15 protein-coding genes are annotated in these 17,464 nt (G+C 49.5%); 14 read left to right on the top strand and 1 reads right to left on the bottom strand.

Features of this window, described 5'->3' with window-relative positions; genetic code table 11:
* The first annotated feature begins 23 nt into the window (after window positions 1-23).
* From rfbC to ACMP1L_RS11465, 12 genes are all read left to right on the top strand, one after another.
* Entirely contained in the window at window positions 24-590 is a 567-nt protein-coding gene (rfbC, locus tag ACMP1L_RS11520) for a dTDP-4-dehydrorhamnose 3,5-epimerase (RefSeq protein WP_118732569.1), read from the top strand.
* 3 nt (window positions 591-593) lie between these two features.
* Window positions 594-1,406: an ABC transporter permease gene (locus tag ACMP1L_RS11515; RefSeq protein WP_177303344.1), complete on the top strand. Its 813-nt coding sequence runs from the start codon at window positions 594-596 to the stop codon at window positions 1,404-1,406.
* Between the two features lie 73 nt (window positions 1,407-1,479).
* Window positions 1,480-2,514: an acyltransferase family protein gene (locus ACMP1L_RS11510; protein ID WP_118732567.1), complete on the top strand. Its 1,035-nt coding sequence runs from the start codon at window positions 1,480-1,482 to the stop codon at window positions 2,512-2,514.
* Between the two features lie 89 nt (window positions 2,515-2,603).
* Window positions 2,604-3,215 carry an HAD family hydrolase gene (locus tag ACMP1L_RS11505; RefSeq protein ID WP_418453093.1) on the top strand — a complete coding sequence of 204 codons (612 nt, stop codon included), beginning with the start codon at window positions 2,604-2,606 and terminating at the stop codon, window positions 3,213-3,215.
* The gene (locus ACMP1L_RS11500) at window positions 3,212-4,549 is read left to right on the top strand and encodes a M18 family aminopeptidase (RefSeq protein WP_418453092.1); all 1,338 of its coding nucleotides are present in this window, start codon (window positions 3,212-3,214) and stop codon (window positions 4,547-4,549) included. The genes ACMP1L_RS11505 and ACMP1L_RS11500 overlap by 4 nt, the downstream gene beginning before the upstream one ends.
* A gap of 36 nt (window positions 4,550-4,585) precedes the next feature.
* Window positions 4,586-6,046, top strand: a complete 1,461-nt coding sequence (gltX, locus tag ACMP1L_RS11495; RefSeq protein WP_418453091.1) for a glutamate--tRNA ligase — start codon at window positions 4,586-4,588, stop codon at window positions 6,044-6,046.
* Window positions 6,047-6,062: 16 nt separating this feature from the next.
* On the top strand, window positions 6,063-7,994 hold the full coding sequence (locus ACMP1L_RS11490; RefSeq protein WP_418453090.1) for an ATP-dependent helicase: 1,932 nt from the start codon (window positions 6,063-6,065) through the stop codon (window positions 7,992-7,994).
* Window positions 7,994-8,530, top strand: a complete 537-nt coding sequence (locus tag ACMP1L_RS11485; protein WP_418453089.1) for a cob(I)yrinic acid a,c-diamide adenosyltransferase — start codon at window positions 7,994-7,996, stop codon at window positions 8,528-8,530. The genes ACMP1L_RS11490 and ACMP1L_RS11485 overlap by 1 nt, the downstream gene beginning before the upstream one ends.
* A gap of 97 nt (window positions 8,531-8,627) precedes the next feature.
* Window positions 8,628-8,957: a DUF1292 domain-containing protein gene (locus ACMP1L_RS11480; protein ID WP_118534011.1), complete on the top strand. Its 330-nt coding sequence runs from the start codon at window positions 8,628-8,630 to the stop codon at window positions 8,955-8,957.
* A gap of 701 nt (window positions 8,958-9,658) precedes the next feature.
* Complete coding sequence (locus ACMP1L_RS11475; protein WP_418453088.1) at window positions 9,659-11,698, top strand: glucose PTS transporter subunit IIA; 2,040 nt, start codon at window positions 9,659-9,661, stop codon at window positions 11,696-11,698.
* Window positions 11,699-11,723: 25 nt separating this feature from the next.
* Window positions 11,724-12,995: a M20 family metallo-hydrolase gene (locus tag ACMP1L_RS11470; protein WP_118534012.1), complete on the top strand. Its 1,272-nt coding sequence runs from the start codon at window positions 11,724-11,726 to the stop codon at window positions 12,993-12,995.
* Window positions 12,992-14,407 (top strand): M24 family metallopeptidase, encoded by a 1,416-nt coding sequence (locus ACMP1L_RS11465; protein ID WP_418453087.1) that lies wholly within the window; start codon window positions 12,992-12,994, stop codon window positions 14,405-14,407. The genes ACMP1L_RS11470 and ACMP1L_RS11465 overlap by 4 nt, the downstream gene beginning before the upstream one ends.
* Here ACMP1L_RS11465 and ACMP1L_RS11460 read toward each other — a convergent pair.
* Window positions 14,367-15,143, bottom strand: a complete 777-nt coding sequence (locus ACMP1L_RS11460) for a MurR/RpiR family transcriptional regulator (RefSeq protein WP_418453086.1) — start codon at window positions 15,141-15,143, stop codon at window positions 14,367-14,369. The genes ACMP1L_RS11465 and ACMP1L_RS11460 overlap by 41 nt on opposite strands.
* Window positions 15,144-15,311: 168 nt before the next feature.
* On the opposite strand from ACMP1L_RS11460, the gene ACMP1L_RS11455 reads away from it, so the two are divergent.
* Together ACMP1L_RS11455 and iscB are read left to right on the top strand one after the other, a co-directional pair.
* Window positions 15,312-15,902: a PspC-like choline-binding domain-containing protein gene (locus ACMP1L_RS11455; protein ID WP_178716699.1), complete on the top strand. Its 591-nt coding sequence runs from the start codon at window positions 15,312-15,314 to the stop codon at window positions 15,900-15,902.
* 317 nt (window positions 15,903-16,219) lie between these two features.
* Window positions 16,220-17,464: RNA-guided endonuclease IscB (gene iscB / locus ACMP1L_RS11450; RefSeq protein WP_418453085.1), on the top strand; the 1,245-nt coding region annotated here is incomplete at its 3' end.

Here is a 17,464-nt window from a genome sequence, read left to right as displayed (position 1 = left end):
AAGGAAAAGTGAGGAAGAAAACAATGGGAAAGATCAAAGTGACATCCTGCGACATAGAGGGACTTTATGTGATCGAGCCAACCGTATTCAAGGATGAGCGCGGTTACTTTGTAGAGACTTACAACCAGAATGATTTCAAAGAGGCTGGCCTGAACATGGTATTTGTACAGGACAACCAGTCCATGTCTGTAAAGGGCGTACTGCGCGGCCTGCATTTCCAGAAGCAGTATCCGCAGGGCAAGCTGGTGCGTGCCATCCGCGGTGCGGTATTTGATGTGGCAGTAGACCTGCGCGCAGACTCCAAAACCTACGGCAAATGGTTCGGCGTAGAGCTGACTGCAGAGAATAAGAAACAGTTCTATATTCCGGAAGGCTTCGCCCATGGCTTTCTGGTCCTGTCTGATGAGGCTGAGTTTGCCTATAAGTGTACCGATTTCTATCATCCGGGCGATGAGGGCGGCCTGGCTTATAATGATCCGGAGATCGGCATTGACTGGCCGTTTGAGGAAGGCGTAGAGCTGATCATCTCCGAGAAAGACAAAAAGTGGAGTGGTCTGAAGGACACCTTCAAATTTAATGAGGAAAATTAACGTATGAATTATGTAATTTCTCTGATGAAAGAAATCGTCAGGAAACGAAAACTCATCTGGGATCTGGCAAAGGCAGATTTTCGAAAACGCTTCGTGGGCTCCTATTTCGGCATGGTCTGGATGCTGGTCCAGCCTATCGTTACGGTACTTATTTATTTCTTCATCTTCCAGGTGGGATTTAAGAGTGTGCCGCCGGTTCCGGGTGTCCCTTACGTGCTGTGGCTGATTCCGGGTATTGTACCGTGGTTTTTCTACAGTGAGGCATTAAACTGTGTGACCGGATGTCTGCAGGAGTACAGTTATCTGGTCAAGAAGGTTGTATTCCAGGTAGAGATCCTGCCCATCATCAAGCTGATCTCCTGCATGCTGGTGCATGCGTTTTTCGCCGGGATCATGCTGGCAGTATTTTTGTGCTACGGACGTCTTCCCATGGCAACCTGGATCCAGATCCTGTATTACAGCTTTGCGGCTGCCATGCTGGCGCTGGCCTTTGGATATCTGACCTCTGCCATCAATGTCTTTTTTAAGGATATGGCGCAGATCGTCAGCATCTGTCTGCAGTTTGGCATGTGGCTGACTCCGATCATGTACCAGGAGACCATGTTTGCTGACAAGGCACCATGGTTTGTGACAATTCTGAAACTGAATCCGTTCTACTATGTGGTAGCAGGCTACCGGGACAGCATGCTGACCGGAAACTGGTTCTGGGAGCGGCCAAAGCTCGGCATCTACTTCTGGGTGGTGACTCTGGTGATCGGACTTCTGGGACTTCGGGTGTTTAAGCGGCTGCGCCCGCATTTTTCCGATGTATTGTAACAGGCGGATGAATCTGGTGTCCGGTTTTCGGATTGCAGACTGATAAAATGTGTGACAGACGAGGGGGAATCATATGACCGAGTTAGAATTTCGCAACAAAGTCACATGGTTCTCTTTTGCACTCAGTCTGCTGGTGATCTGGGTTCATTCCTACAACGCGGAGCTGTTTCTGGGATATCAGGCAGCCACCGGTATGGTCTATGTGCTGGAACACCGGATCGGAGACTGGCTCGGGCAGATTGCGGTGCCGGGCTTTTTCATGATCTCCGGTTACCGGTTTTACCGGGATTTTGACTGGGGAAAACTGAGAGGAAAATGGCAGCGGCGTATTAAGAGTCTGCTGGTCCCCTATATCGTGTGGAATTTTCTGTATTACCTCAGCTATGTCATTGCCAGCCGTATTCCTGCGGTGGGGGATGTGGTAGGAAAGGGTGTTGTGGAATTTTCGCTTACGGCTGTGGTGGATGCCGTGGTGGCCCACACCTATAACAATGTATTCTGGTATTTATACCAGCTTCTGTGGCTGGTGCTGCTGGCTCCGGTGCTTTATCCGCTGTTAAAGCGGGTATGGAGCGGCCTTTTGCTTCTGCTGTTTTTCTGGATCCTTGTGCAGGTAAAGCCAGATGGCTTTCCGGTGAATCCGGATGCGATGATCTATTATGGAAGCGGAGCCATGCTTGCGCTTTACTGCCGGGATACGGTGGAGGGCGCGGGAAATGGAAAACGTCTTGCAGCCGGGCTTTTCAGCCTCCTGGCAGCAGCGGCGATTTATTATATCGGGCTCTGGCGGGCCTGTGTTCCATCCTTTGTCCTTTGCCGGTTATGTGCGGTGACGGGATTCTGGCTGGTGCTTCCGGGCAAGTCTCTTCCGGAGGCAAAGGATTTTATGAAGCATAGCTTTTTCCTGTATGCGGTGCATTTTGCCCTTGTACGGCTGATCAACAAGGGAGCGGCCATGCTGATGGGCGGCGCAGTGCCGGAATGGTACGGTCCGTTTGGCCTGTTTCTGGTAATGCCGCTTCTGGTTCTTCTGATCAGCACAGTGATGGAAAAAACTCTGCGGCGGTATATGCCGGGACTTTGGAAGCTGCTGACCGGAGACCGCTGATGCAGGAAGTGTGTCAGCTGCAGAAAAAACAGCAAAAAGGTGAAAAGAAAAAGCGGGGGAGTCTGACAGAAAATAAAAGGAGAGGGATAATGATCAAAAATATCGTATTTGATATGGGAAAGGTCCTGATTTATTATGAGTCTATGCGGGCCTGCCGTCATTTTATAGACAATGAGGCTGACCAGAAGGCCGTCTGTGCGGCGGTGTTTGATTCACCAGAGTGGGTCCTGCTGGATATGGGCGTGATTTCCGAAGAAGAGGGCTTCAGAAAAATGTGCGCCCGGCTGCCGGAACGTCTTCATGAGGCAGCAAAGCAGTGCTTTGACAACTGGGACAAATACTGCATGTGGAAAAATGAAGAGATGGAAGCGCTGGTGCGGGAATTAAAGGCAAAGGGCTATGGCCTTTATGTCTGTTCCAACGCATCTATCCGCCTTCCATCCTGTTATAAGGAAGTCATTCCAGCAGTGGAATGCTTTGACGGACTGCTCTTTTCTGCGGAAGTGAAATGCATAAAGCCGCAGAAGGAGATGTATGAGCATTTCTTCAGACGGTTTGGATTAAAGCCGGAGGAGTGCTACTTTATTGATGACCTGCCGATGAATATTAAAGGGGCGAGAGCCTGCGGCATGGACGGTCACTGCTTCGCGGATGGAAGCGTAGAGAACTTAAGAAAGGATTTAGAGAAGGTATTATCATGAGCAAGGCAAATTTAAACTTTGACGAGACCAACAGAGAGCTGCTTGCGTTTCTGGATCACAGCCCGAGTGCGTTCCACGCAACCGCAAACATGTGCGAGATGCTAAAGGAGGCCGGCTGCACCCGCCTGTATGAGGGGGAGAAATGGAAGCTGGAGGCCGGCCGTGGCTACTATGTCACCAGAAATGATTCTGCCCTGATCGCGTTTTTCATTCCGAAAAAAGACTTTACCGGTTTTCAGATCATGGCAAGCCACAGTGATTCTCCGGTCTTTAAGATCAAGGCTAATGCAGAGATCGAGGTGGAGAACCAGTATGTAAAGCTGAATGTGGAGAAATACGGCGGCATGATCTGCTCCACCTGGCTGGACCGTCCGCTTTCCGTAGCAGGCCGTGTGATCGTGCGAACCGCTGACGGCATCGCCACCAGGCTGGTAAATGCAGACCGTGATCTCATGATCATTCCGAATCTTGCTATCCACATGAACCGTCAGGTGAACGATGGATATGCGTTCAACCCGCAGAAGGATATGCTCCCGCTGTTCTGTGAGGCAGCAGAAAAGCAGGTGAAGGGCTGCTTTACCGAGCTGATCGCAAAAGAGGCCGGTGTGAAGGCAGAGGATATTCTGGATACCGACTTATTCTTATATAACCGCATGAGAGGTACCCTGCTGGGCGCGGATGGTGAGTTTCTGGCAAGCCCGCACTTAGACGATCTGCAGTGCGCATTCTCTTCCCTGAAGGGATTTTTAGCAGCAGAGCCGAAGGACAGCGTAGCTGTTCACTGTGTATACGATAACGAGGAAGTTGGCAGCGGAACCAAGCAGGGCGCAGAATCCACCTTCTTAAAGGATGTCCTGCGCCGCATCAATACCGGCATGGGACGCACCGGGGAAGAATATCTGACCGCGCTGGCATCCAGCTTCATGGTATCCGCAGACAATGCCCATGCCATCCATCCGAACCAGCCGGACAAGGCTGACCCGACCAGCCGCCCGTATTTAAACCAGGGCATTGTCATTAAGTACAGCGCAAACCAGAAGTACTGCACCGATGCCGTATCCGCAGCGGTATTCAAGACCATCTGCGAGAAGGCAGAGGTTCCGTACCAGGTATTTTTAAACCGCTCTGACATTCTGGGCGGCTCCACCCTGGGAAATATTTCCGGTACCCAGGTAGCGCTGAACACGGTAGATATCGGCCTGCCGCAGCTGGCCATGCATTCCAGCTATGAGACAGCAGGAAGCCGTGACACCGCATATCTTATTGAGGCCGCAAAGGTGCTCTTCTCCGGAAGCTTTGCCGGAAAGGGTGACGGCAGTTACAAAATTGGTTAATCAAAAAATTCATATATCAACAAAGGAGCTTCTATCATGACAAAGATCAGAACAAGATATGCACCGAGCCCGACCGGCCGTATGCATGTAGGTAACTTAAGAACCGCGCTGTACGCATACCTCATCGCAAAGCATGAGGGCGGCGATTTCCTTCTGCGTATTGAGGATACCGACCAGGAGCGTTATGTAGAGGGCGCTACCGAGATTATCTACCGTACCCTGGAGGAGACCGGACTCGTTCACGATGAAGGCCCGGACAAGGACGGAGGCTGCGGCCCGTATGTACAGAGTGAGCGCCAGAAAGCCGGCATTTATCTGGAATACGCAAAGAAGCTGGTAGAAAAAGGCGAGGCCTATTACTGCTTCTGTACCCAGGAGCGTTTAAACTCCTTAAAGAAGACCGTTAACGGAGAAGAGATCATGACCTATGACAAGCACTGCCTCCACTTAAGCAGGGAAGAGGTAGAGGCAAACCTGGCAGCAGGCATGCCGTATGTCATCCGTCAGAATAACCCGACTGAGGGAACCACTACCTTCCACGATGAGATTTACGGAGACATCACCGTAGACAACTCTGAGCTGGATGATATGGTCCTGATCAAGTCCGATGGCTATCCGACCTACAACTTTGCAAACGTAGTGGATGACCATTTAATGGGCATCACCCATGTGGTGCGCGGCAATGAGTATCTGTCCTCCTCTCCGAAGTATAACCGTCTGTATGACGCGTTCGGCTGGGAGATCCCGGTCTATGTACACTGCCCGCTGATCACCGATGAGTTCCACAAGAAGCTCTCCAAGAGAAGCGGTCATTCCTCCTTCGAGGATCTGATCGACCAGGGGTTTGTATCCGAGGCAGTTGTCAACTATGTGGCACTGCTGGGCTGGTCCCCGACCGATAACCAGGAGATATTCTCTTTAGAGGAGCTGGTAAAGGCATTTGACTACCATAACATCAGCAAGTCTCCGGCTGTATTCGATATCACCAAGTTAAAATGGATGAACGGCGAGTACTTAAAGGCTATGGATGCAGACCGCTTCTATGAGCTGGCAGAACCGTACTTAAAGGCTACCATCACCAAAGAACTGGATCTGAAGAAGATCGCAGGCATGGTCAAGACCCGTATCGAGATCTTCCCGGACATTGCTGCACAGGTAGATTTCTTCCAGGAGCTGCCGGAATATGATGTGGCAATGTACACCCATAAGAAGATGAAGACCAATTCCGAGAATTCCCTTGAGGTATTAAAAGATGTGCTGCCGATCCTCGAAGCCCAGGAGGACTTCACCAACGACGCTCTTTACGCTGCATTATCTGCTTATGTATCTGAGAAAGGTTACAAGACCGGTTTTGTAATGTGGCCGATCCGTACCGCAGTATCCGGAAAGCAGATGACTCCGGCCGGCGCGACCGAGATCATGGAAGTACTTGGAAAGGATGAGTCTCTGGCGCGTATCCGCAAGGGTATTGAGCTGCTCGGAGCAGTGAACGCATAAGAAAGGAACCGCATACATGGCGTTTCATGAGGCACAGCTGCAGGCAATCCATCATCGGGAAGGCCCGATGATGGTGCTGGCAGGACCGGGATCAGGCAAAACGACCGTTATTACCCACAGGGTCAAGTATCTGGTGGAGCAGTGCGGAGTGGAGCCGGGCAGCATCCTGGTGATTACATTTACAAAAGCCGCTGCGCAGGAAATGAGGCAGCGATTTGAAAAGCTGATGGAGGGGCGCAGGCTCCCCGTCAGCTTTGGTACGTTTCACGCGGTATTTTTTTCTATTTTAAAGCGTGCCTACCGCTATGACGCATCTAACATTGCCCGGGAAGAGCAGCGCACCCGGATCATCCGGGAGCTGGTAGATAAACTCCGCATGGATGTGGAGGACGAGGCAGAATTTACGTCCCAGATCCTCACCGAGATCAGCCTGGTAAAGGGCGAGATGATGAATCTGGACTACTATTATTCCAAAAACTGTTCGGAGGAGCTGTTTAAGAAGCTGTACCAGGGCTATGAGAAGGCCATGATGGACAAAGGGCTTCTGGATTTTGACGATATGCTGGTACTCTGCTATGAGCTGTTTACCCAGCGAAAGGACATTCTGGCGGCGTGGCAGAACAAGTACCGGTATATTCTGATCGATGAATTTCAGGACATCAACCGGGTACAATATGAGATAGTCCGGATGTTGGCAGCGCCCGGGAATAATCTGTTTATTGTGGGCGATGATGACCAGTCCATCTACCGGTTCCGGGGCGCAAAGCCGGAGATCATGCTGGGCTTTGAGAAGGATTATCCCCAGGCAAAACGGACACTTCTGGGGATAAACTATCGCTCTACTTCAAACATTGTGGATGACGCCGGAAAACTGATCCGGCATAACAAGACCAGGTTTGACAAGGAAATCCGGGCTGCGAGAGGTGCGGGAAAGCCGGTGGTTACCGCTGGCTTTGCCGATGCCCAGGCGGAGACCCGCAAGATCGTGAAGGAAATCCAGGATTATGTACAGATGGGATATCCATATTCGGATATTGCGGTGCTCTACCGCACCAATCTGGAACCGCGGCTTCTCATGGAGCGGCTGATGGAATACAACATTCCGTTTCAGATGCGGGATGCCCTGCCAAACATTTACGAGCACTGGATCACCCAGGATCTTCTGACCTACATCCGCATGGCGGCAGATCCGCTGGCGGAACAGCACCAGGCAAAGCGGGCCGATGCCCTGCGCATCATCAACCGGCCGAAGCGTTACATCAGCCGGGAAGCGCTGGACGGAGCCGTCATTTCCTGGGACAGTGTGAAATCCTGGTACAGGGCGAAGGACTGGATGGTGGAGCGGATCGAGGATCTGGAGTATGATCTGAAAATCTTAAAGAAGTTGGCGCCGGTGGCGGCAGTGAATTATATCCGCAAGGCCATCGGCTATGATGAATATCTGAAGGATTACGCGGAATACCGGCGCATGAAGCCGGAAGAGCTGTTTGAACTGGCAGACCAGATCCAGGAGAGCGCATCCGGCTATAAGACTATGGAGGCCTGGCTTCTCCACATGGAGGAGTACGGCGAGCAGCTAAAGCAGCAGGCCCAGAACCTGGGCGAACGGGATTTGAACTGTGTGGCACTCATGACGATGCACAGCTCCAAGGGCCTGGAGTTTCCGGTGGTCTACATCATGGACGCCAATGAGCGGGTAACGCCCCATCATAAGGCCGTGCTGGTGGCAGACTTAGAGGAGGAACGTCGCATGTTTTATGTGGCCATGACCCGGGCCAAAGACCGTCTCCATGTCTATTACACGAAGGAACGGTACGGAAAGCCCCAGGAGAGGTCAAGATTCATTGATGAATACCTGTATCCCGATGGCGCACCGCCCGGGGAGTTCAGGCCTGGGCCGCAGCAGAATGGAGCTGCGGGAAGCTATAACAGAAAGGCGGTGCGGTGATGGAGAAAAACAGACAGGGTCTGCTTCACATTTATTGCGGTGACGGCAAGGGAAAAACCTCCGCAGCCGTGGGAATGGCGGTCCGTGCAGCAGGCTGTGGCATGAAAGTCCTGGTGATACGTTTTCTGAAGACCGAAAACTCCGGGGAAGTGGAAGTGCTCCGAAGCATTCCCGGCATTACCGTAACCCCCTGTGACCGTACCTTCGGCTTTGTGTTTCGCATGACCGAAGAACAGAAGCAGGAAGCCGCCCTCTATTATCAGAGCCGGTTTGAGGCTGCGGCAAAAGAAGCTGTGCAGGGACAGTACGACCTGCTGATCCTGGATGAGATTCTGGCCTCCTGCAATTACGGTATGGTGCGGGAAACGTCGGTTGTAGAATTTCTGCAGAACAGGCCTGAAAAGCTGGAGGTTGTGCTGACCGGGCGGAATCCGTCAGAGACATTTCTGGAACTGGCAGACTATGTATCTGAAATCTGTATGCGCAGGCACCCCTATGAGAAAGGAATTCCGGCCCGCAGGGGAATCGAATTTTAGTTATTGCTTTTGCGTCAGCTATCTGATAAAGTGGAGAGGTAATATGTTTACCAGACGAAACCATTGAAAACCAATTTTAAAAGTGAGGTACATTTTTATGGCAAAGAACCAGAACGAAGAGATGGATTTAGAGCAGGAGGAGATGACTGTTACCCTGACCTTAGATGACGGCAGCGAGGTAGAGTGCGTTGTGCTCACCATCTTTGAGGCAGGCGACCGTGACTATATCGCACTGCTCCCGACCGAGGGTGCAGAGGCAGACGAGGGCGAGGTATACTTATATCGCTACGAGGAAGACGCAGACGGCAATCCGAGCCTGGACAACATTGAGGACGATGACGAGTACGAGGTAGTTGCAGACGCATTCGATGAGCTTCTGGACGACCAGGAGTTTGACGAGATCGTAGGAGAAGACGAGCTCGACTAAAAATTTAAATCATGTTCATGAAAGGTCCGAAGCAGGCCGGGGCGGTATCCCGCTGCGCAAAATAGAAGTGCCGTGTTCGGACGATGTGGCTGACAGCCGTTTGCGGACAGTCGGACTGACCGTCCGCCTCCCGAAAACGTCAGTCGCTAGCCGGACACATTGCACTTCTATTTATGCTGCGCAGGATACCACCCCGTCCTGCTTCTGCTTTCCTGGCTATTCTACTACAATAAAAGACACAATCGGAGCGGTACTGATAAAGCTGAAATTTCAGGCTTTTATCAATATCGTTCTGGCTGTGTCTATCTTTTCTTAGTGAGGCCAATACAGTAGAAGCCGGTTATCCCGGGATTCCGCGGAGCATAAATATGGGTATACGTGTCCGGCTATGCAGCGACTGGTGTTTGAAGTAGGCGGACATCTTGTCCGACTATCCGCAAACATCTGTCAGCTGCATCGTCCGAACACAATATCCATATTTTGCGCAGCGGTATGCCGGAATAACCGGCTTCGGACCTATATTGGTATTACTTTCAAATTGTTATTCCCCTGTAAAAAGTTTCATAAAATGTAAAAAATGTCAGAAGACGGCAGGATGAGTCAGAATGCTGTCTGCATATTTACTTCCGGCTGACGGTTTGTTATGCTCTATTTATCATTAAAATGATTTTGCGCGCAAATATAATGAAATGGAGGGTAAAATGAAAACATTTATACAAAAGCTGGGAAAATCTTTGATGGGGCCATTATCCATTATTGTAGCAGCCGGTTTATTATTAGGACTTGCATCAACACTGCAGAATCCGAATGTATTTGGTAATGTACTTCAGGATGTAGCGTTTGTAAACAATTTTGTCAGTCTTGTAAATGCGCTGGCAGGCGCCTTGTTTGGTCTTCTTCCGATTCTGTTCTGTATGTCTGTGGCACAGGGTATGTCAAGGGAAGACCGTGAAGTGGCAACATTTGCATCCATCATTGGCTTTGCACTGTTTCATACCACAATCCGCTTCTTCTTAAGCCTGAAAGGAATTACAGCAGATACAGTCAGCATTGACTATCTGATGGGACAGGGGTATTCCTTGCTGGAGGCAACACAGCAGAACGCGGCCTATGACACGGTTATGGGTATCTTTACCTACCGTATGAGCATCTTTGGCGGTATCATTGTTGGTCTCTGGACCGCAATGATCCACAACCGTTTCCATGAGACACAGCTTCCGGTAGCATTCAGCTTCTTCAGCGGCAAGCGTTTCGTTCCGATCATGATGGTTGTGACGATTCCGTTCTTAGGCCTGCTTATGTTCTTTGTATGGCCGGTATTTAACGTAATCATCAATGGTTTCGGTCATCTTCTTGCATCTGCGGGAGCATTTGGCACATTTATTTACGGATTCCTGGAGCGTCTGCTGATCCCGACCGGACTGCATCACATTTTGAACCAGCTGATCCGTTTCACTCCGATCGGAGGAACCGCAGAGATCGACGGCCAGCAGGTATCCGGCGCACTGAATATCTTCAATACTCTGCTGATGCAGCAGAATCCGGATATGGATGTTATGCGTCAGGCAACCCGTTTCCTGACACAGGGAACTCATCCGTTCATGGTATTTGGTCTTCCGGCAGCATGCTACGCAATGTATAAAACTGCATATCCGCAGAATCGTGAAAAAGCAAAAGGTATTTTACTGGCAGCTGGCCTGACCAGTTTCTTTACCGGCATCACCGAGCCGATTGAGTTTTCCTTTATCTTTATTTCGCCGCTTTTATGGGTCTTCCATGCATTTATGGCAGGTACGTCTTTCCTGATCAACACCTTCCTGGGTGTCTGCATCGGTAACGCAGGCGGCGGCCTGGTTGACCTCATGCTGTTTGGTGTGCTTCGCGGACCGCAGACCAAATGGATCCTGAATGTGGCAGTAGGACTGGTTTACGCGGTGATCTACTACAATGTATTTAAGTGGGCGATTGTGAAGTTTAATATCAAGACTACGGGCCGCGAGGACGAGTCGGATGCAGTGGACTATAATGAAGAGATTACCGAACTTGGCGCTGCAATCATGGAAGCACTTGGCGGAAAAGAAAATATTGTTGAGATCGATAACTGTATTTCCCGTCTCAGACTGATTCTGAAGGATTCCGCGAAAGTCAATGAAAAGGCATTAAAGGCAACCGGTTCACTTGGACTGATCCGCATCAATGAGGAGAATGTCCAGGTTGTATACGGCGCAAAGGTTGAGAAGGCAGCAGCAGAACTGAAGCGTGCTGTGAAAAAAGCAGGGGGCAGTGCGGCAGAAAAGCACGCAGGCTTTGAGGCTCCGGTAGCAGGAACCCTGATTCCGATCACGGAAGTGAAAGACACCGCATTTTCCCAGAAGATGGTAGGGGATGGATTTGCCATCATTCCGGAAAGTGATACCGTATACGCACCGTGGAGCGGAACAGTTGCAGCCTGCTTTGAAACAAATCATGCAGTCGGCATCGTAACAGAAAACGGAGATGAAGTGCTGATCCATATTGGCATTGACACCGTGAAGCTGAAAGGGGAAGGCTTTAAGGCCTTTGTAAAACAGGGACAGAAAGTAAAACAGGGAGAAAAGCTGATTACATTTGACCGGGAACTGATCCAGTCAAAAGGATTTGATCCAGTGGTAATCCTGATCTTCCCGAATAAAGCTGTGAATGTAAATGCAGCACATCAGAATCTTAAGGAACATCAGGGAATTGATGTAAAAATCAACTAAAAGCCATACAGGGAGAAGAGAAAATATGAAAACAAATAAGGCGAGAATACAGCATGACCTGGAGGTACTGGCAACCTATACTTCCACACCGGGACATGGTGTGACACGGTCTTCTTATTCCAAAGAAGATAAGATGGCCAAGGAATATCTCAAGGAAGAAATGAAAAAACTGGGGCTTCAGATTTATGAGGACGGATTTGGAACGCTGTTCGGAAGAAAAGAGGGAAAGCTAAAAGACGCGCCGGTTGTCATGTTTGGATCCCACTATGATTCCGTGGTAAACGGAGGCGCTTTTGACGGTGCGGCAGGCAGTGTTGCAGCACTGGAAACGATGAGGGTGCTCCATGAATGCGGATATGAAAATGATTATCCGCTGGAGCTGATCCTGATGAATGCAGAGGAGGGGGCCACCTTTGGCCCCTGCACCGGAGTTTCCAATTCACGCGCGATGGTGGGCACCATGACGATGGGAGAGCTGGAGACGGTGAAGAACCGCTTTGGACAGACAAAGCTGGAGGCCATGAAGGAGTACGGACTGGTTCCGGATCTGGAATCTGCAAAGCGTGCGCCTGAATCCATCAAAAATTTTGTGGAAATGCATGTGGAACAGGGACCGGTTCTGGACCGCGAAAATATGGAGATCGGCCTGATCAAATACTTGGCCGGAATCGGACGCTATACGATCCGTTTCCACGGGCAGACTGCGGATTCTACCGCTCCGATGGACAACCGGAAGGATGCACTGGTTGCAGCAGCCCGTTTTATCACCATGTTTGATGAGCAGATCAGGGCTCTTGGACCGGATGTGACCGGTATGGTGGGCAAGCTGGATATCACGCCGAACTCCAATCAGTTTGTACCGGAGTTGGTGGAAGGAAAGATTGAGATTCGCACATTCTCCAAAGAATGCATTGAGAAGACGGATTTCAAACATATGATTCAGGAGCTTCTGGACCAGGTTGCAAAGCAGTATGGCATTACCTGTGATCTGGAAGAAATTCGGCGGATCAATTATCCGAATCCGACGGGGCCGAGTGTTATGTGCTGGGAAAATGTAAAGAAAATGGAAACCATCTGTGATGAGCTGGGTTACAGCCACTGCATCATCAACAATGGAACCGGACATGATTCCATGATCATGACAGACTTCGCGGATACGAATATGATCTACGTTCCAAGCCGGAATGGCGGCGTTTCACACTGTCCGGAGGAATGGAGTGAATACGAAGATGTGAAGAAAGGCGCTGATGTTCTGCTGAATCTGATCATGGAACTGGGCAAAGAGGAAGAAAAATGAGAGAAGCTGGACAGATTTGCTATGGAACCGTGACACCTCCTGAACCGGATTGTACCGGAGTCCCGGTTCTGATCAGCGATGAGGTCATGGAGAAGCGCTGCGCGGCAGTGATGGCACGCATGGAAGAAGAAAACCTGGATTCCCTGGTGGTTTACGGGGATCTGGAACATGGGCAGAATTTTGCCTATCTTACGGGATTCCTTCCAAGATTTGAGGAGGCGCTGCTGGTTTTGAACAGAAACGGGCATCATACCATGCTGATGGGCAATGAAAACCTGAATAAAGTATCCTGCGCCAGGATCAAAGCCCAGGCTGTTCATGTTCCGTTTTTTTCCCTGCCCAATCAGCCGATGATCGGCGAATGCAGTCTCACGGACTGTTTTCAGAAGGCCGGACTGAAAAGCGGAAGCCGGATCGGAATTGCCGGATGGAAGCATTTTACCAGCCGGATTCTGGATAACCGGCAGTTGTTTGATGTGCCGTTCTATATTGTGGAGGCAGTTCGGGAAATCGCGGGAACGGATGGAACCGTGGGGAATGCAGCAGATGTTTTTATTGGAAATAAGGGTGTGCGATGCATCAATACAGCCAATGAACTGGCCCATTATGAGTTTGGCGCGGCGCTGGCTTCAGACTGCATATTAAAAGCAATGGATCATCTGGACATTGGAGTAAAGGAAACAGAACTCGGGGCAGACCTGCAGGCGCTGGGTCAGAAAAACAGTGTAGTGACCATTGCCGCGGCAGGAAAACGATTTGAGAAAGCAAACCTTTATCCTATGGACAAAGAAGTGAAGCCGGGGGATCCCATCAGCCTGACAGTCGGATATCGCGGAGGACTTTCCTCCCGCTGCGGTTATGCGGTTCGCAGTGCACAGGAACTGCCGGAAGAGTCGAGGGATTATCTGGAACAGGTAGTAAAGCCATATTATCATGCGATGGTGATCTGGCTGGAGGAAATACGCTGCGGAATGAGCGGCGGGGAACTGTATGACCTGATTGAGCAGGTGCTGCCGAAAGAGAAATACCGTTGGTCACTTTGTCCGGGACATCTGACGGCAGATGAAGAATGGATGTCCTCTCCGGTTTATGAGGCGAGTGAGGAAATCCTGGAAAGCGGAATGATGCTGCAGACGGATATCATTCCATCGGTTCCCGGCTATGCGGGAACCAGCGCGGAAAGTACAATCGCGCTGGCAGATGAATCCCTGCGCATGGAAATCCGGAAAGAAGAGCCGGAACTCTGGGCACGGATTGAGAAACGCAGAAACTATCTGGAACAGGTACTGGGAATCCAGCTGCATCCGGACGTACTGCCGATGTGTTCCACAGTCGCGTATCTGCGCCCGTTCCTGTTAGAAAAGGGCAAGGCTATGCATGTGAAGAATCTTCCGGCTGATTCAGATAATTGATATACTGATCGTACAGCAGGTGAAGAACCAGGTGCAGGGTCAGATAGGAAGAACGGTTGATGTTCATCTCCTTATTGACAGCTGTACTTTGGTAATAGAGATTGTAGGCAGAAATCTCAGCCAGCTCATTGTTGGACATGGTTGTGACAGAAACCAGCGGAATCTTCATGAGACTGAGATTCAGCAGGGTCTCGCGGTATTTTTCGATATTGCCGGACCAGGATGCAACAAATAAAAGGTCATCCGGCCGCATGTACTTTTTAACGATTTTCAACTCGGTGTGAGTCGGAATAATCACGATATTTTTATTTACATTCAAGAAACAACGGGCCAGTTCCTGGAGCATCAGGCGCTGGCCCTGTCCTGTTCCATAGGCATAAATCCGGCTGGACTGTTCGATCAGCCGGCAGATATCCAGAACCTGACTGTTCTGGAGGAAGAGTTTCGTTGTCTGCGAGATATCCTGATTCAGAATCTCAATCAGGTTCAGAACTTCTGCATTCTCTGCGGAATCAGAACGCAGAAAATATTTGAATTCGCTGTAGCCGCTGAAGTTCAGCTTTTGCGCTGTGCGAAGGATGGTTGCGGTGGAAACACTGCAATGTTTGGCCAGATCCGCAATATTCATTTTTTTGCATGATTCCAGATTGGCCTGAACAAACTGCAGAATATGTTGGTCCACTGTATTCAGTTTTTCATAGTTTTCGTTGATGACTCGATCAAGCTGAATTCCCATAATATTCCCCCGTCTTCGTAATATGAAAGATTATAACACAGAATACCAGGAATTGAAAGAAAATCGTCAGATAATCGCCCGGCAAATTCGTTGACAAATGCCATTGGAAAAAGGTATCATAAGCTATAGCAGTAAGAGTGTTCTGACGGAAAAAGGAGAATGATCGTTATGAAGAAAAATATGTTTAAGGTTATGGCGCTGAGCCTGGCGATGGCTACGTTATCTACCACTGCGGCTTTTGCGGCAGGCTGGGGCAAGGTTGGCAGTGAGTGGTATTATTACCAGGAGGACGGAACCGTGGCAAGAAATACCTGGATCAACACTCTGGTCAGCAACGATGAATCCGGCGAACTTACCTATCAGGTAGGCAATAAGGATTTTGCGACCGAAGAGGGCAAGACCATCGCTGCGTCCTACTGGGTACAGGGAAATGGCACTATGGCTGCCAGCTGCTGGGTAGCAGACGGAGATGCATGGTATCGTGTGGATGCAAAGGGTCTGATCCTGAAAGACCAGGTTTATAATGAGAACAAGGATATGTACTATCTGGGCAAGGATGGCAGAATGGTGACCAATTCCTGGTATCAGAATGAGGAAGGCAAGTGGTATTACTTTGCCGAGAATGGCAAGGCAGTTAAAAACGGCTGGAAGACCATTGATGACGCAGAGTATTACTTCTTAAAGAGCGGCACTATGGCAACGGATGTAAATATTCCGGGCGGCGGACATGTCGGAGCAGACGGAAAGCGTGACCGCTAAAGAAAGGACAGATGCGTCAATTACCCACCACTTAGCCTAACGGCTTGAAGTGGGGGCTTGTAAAAGCCTGATTGACTAGCTTAAGTGTTTCGAGCACTACGTTAGGAGAGAATGTGTAATCATTAGATTACGTAAATAGGTACCTGCAGGTGTTATACCTAGCTTGCAGCTCTACGGTATGTGGTTAAACAGTCTTGATGGGACGAGACAGTGCCGCATGCAGCAAAACCTCTCATTAACATTGGCGAAGGTATCATTACGGCAGGTGTGGCCGGCTTAAAGCATTGACACACCAATTTAAGAAAAGAGTGCCTGTTATGGTATACGTATTAGATAAAAACGGACAACCACTGATGCCTACCGACAGGCATCGTAAGGTCCGACTGATGTTACAGTCAGGCCAGGCCAAAGTAATCAAACGGTGTCCGTTTACAATACAACTGAATTATGATTCCGGACATCAAACACAGGAAATTTCTCTTGGAATTGATGCCGGAAGCAAACATATCGGAGTATCGACAACCACAAAAATCAAAGTGTTATATGAGGTAGATGTAGAACTGAGAAACGATATCGTAGATTTATTATCGTCCAGACGGGAACTTCGCCGTGGGAGACGTAACAGGAAAACCAGGTATCGTCAGGCAAAATTTAATAACCGGAGACGTGGAAATGGCTGGTTAGCACCTTCAATCCGACAAAAGATCGGGACACATCTTACCGTTGTAGAAAATATTTGTAAGATGCTTCCGATAAGCCGGATAATGGTTGAGACAGCTTCCTTTGATATCCAGAAGATCAAGAACCCGGATATCCAGGGCGCGGAATATCAGCAAGGTGATCAGCTAGAATTCTGGAACGTCAGGGAATATGTTTTATTCCGTGACGGCCATACCTGCCAGTGCTGTAAGGGTAAGTCCAAGGACAAAATTCTGAATGTGCACCATATTGAGAGTCGTAAGACTGGGGGCAATGCCCCGAACAATCTGATTACACTATGTGAGACCTGCCATACCGGTTACCACAAAGGTACCGTACAATTGCCAAAGGCCATTAAACGCGGCATGCGATTTAAGGATGCTGCATTTATGGGAATTATGCGATGGGCTTTCTACGAAGCACTAAAGCAACAGTACGAACCAGTTGGTACCCCAGTGCATAACACATACGGATATATCACGAAACATACTCGTATTGCGTATAACTTGCCAAAAGAGCACTATGTTGACGCAAGATGTATCAGTGGTAATCCAGAGGCATCTTCAAACGGTGAGTATTACTATCAAAAGAAGGTCCGTTGTCATAACCGTCAGATTCACAAACTAACAGTTTTGAAGGGTGGAATACGGAAACAGAATCAAGCCACATATCTGGTAAAAGGTTATCGGTTATTCGATAAAGTCTCATATCAGGGAAAAGGATATTTCGTTTTCGGACGACGGCAAAGCGGATTTTTTGATATACGGACATTATCTGGAGAGAAAGTAAACAAAGGTAGTTTGAGTTGTAAAAAATTAAAGTTCATTGCAACGAGAACGTATTATTTAACAGAAAGGAGAGCC

Origin of the sequence: Ventrimonas sp., from assembly GCF_048380235.1 — a bacterium.
Lineage (GTDB): Bacteria > Bacillota > Clostridia > Lachnospirales > Lachnospiraceae > Brotaphodocola.
This window is presented reverse-complemented; position numbering and strand designations above follow the sequence as displayed.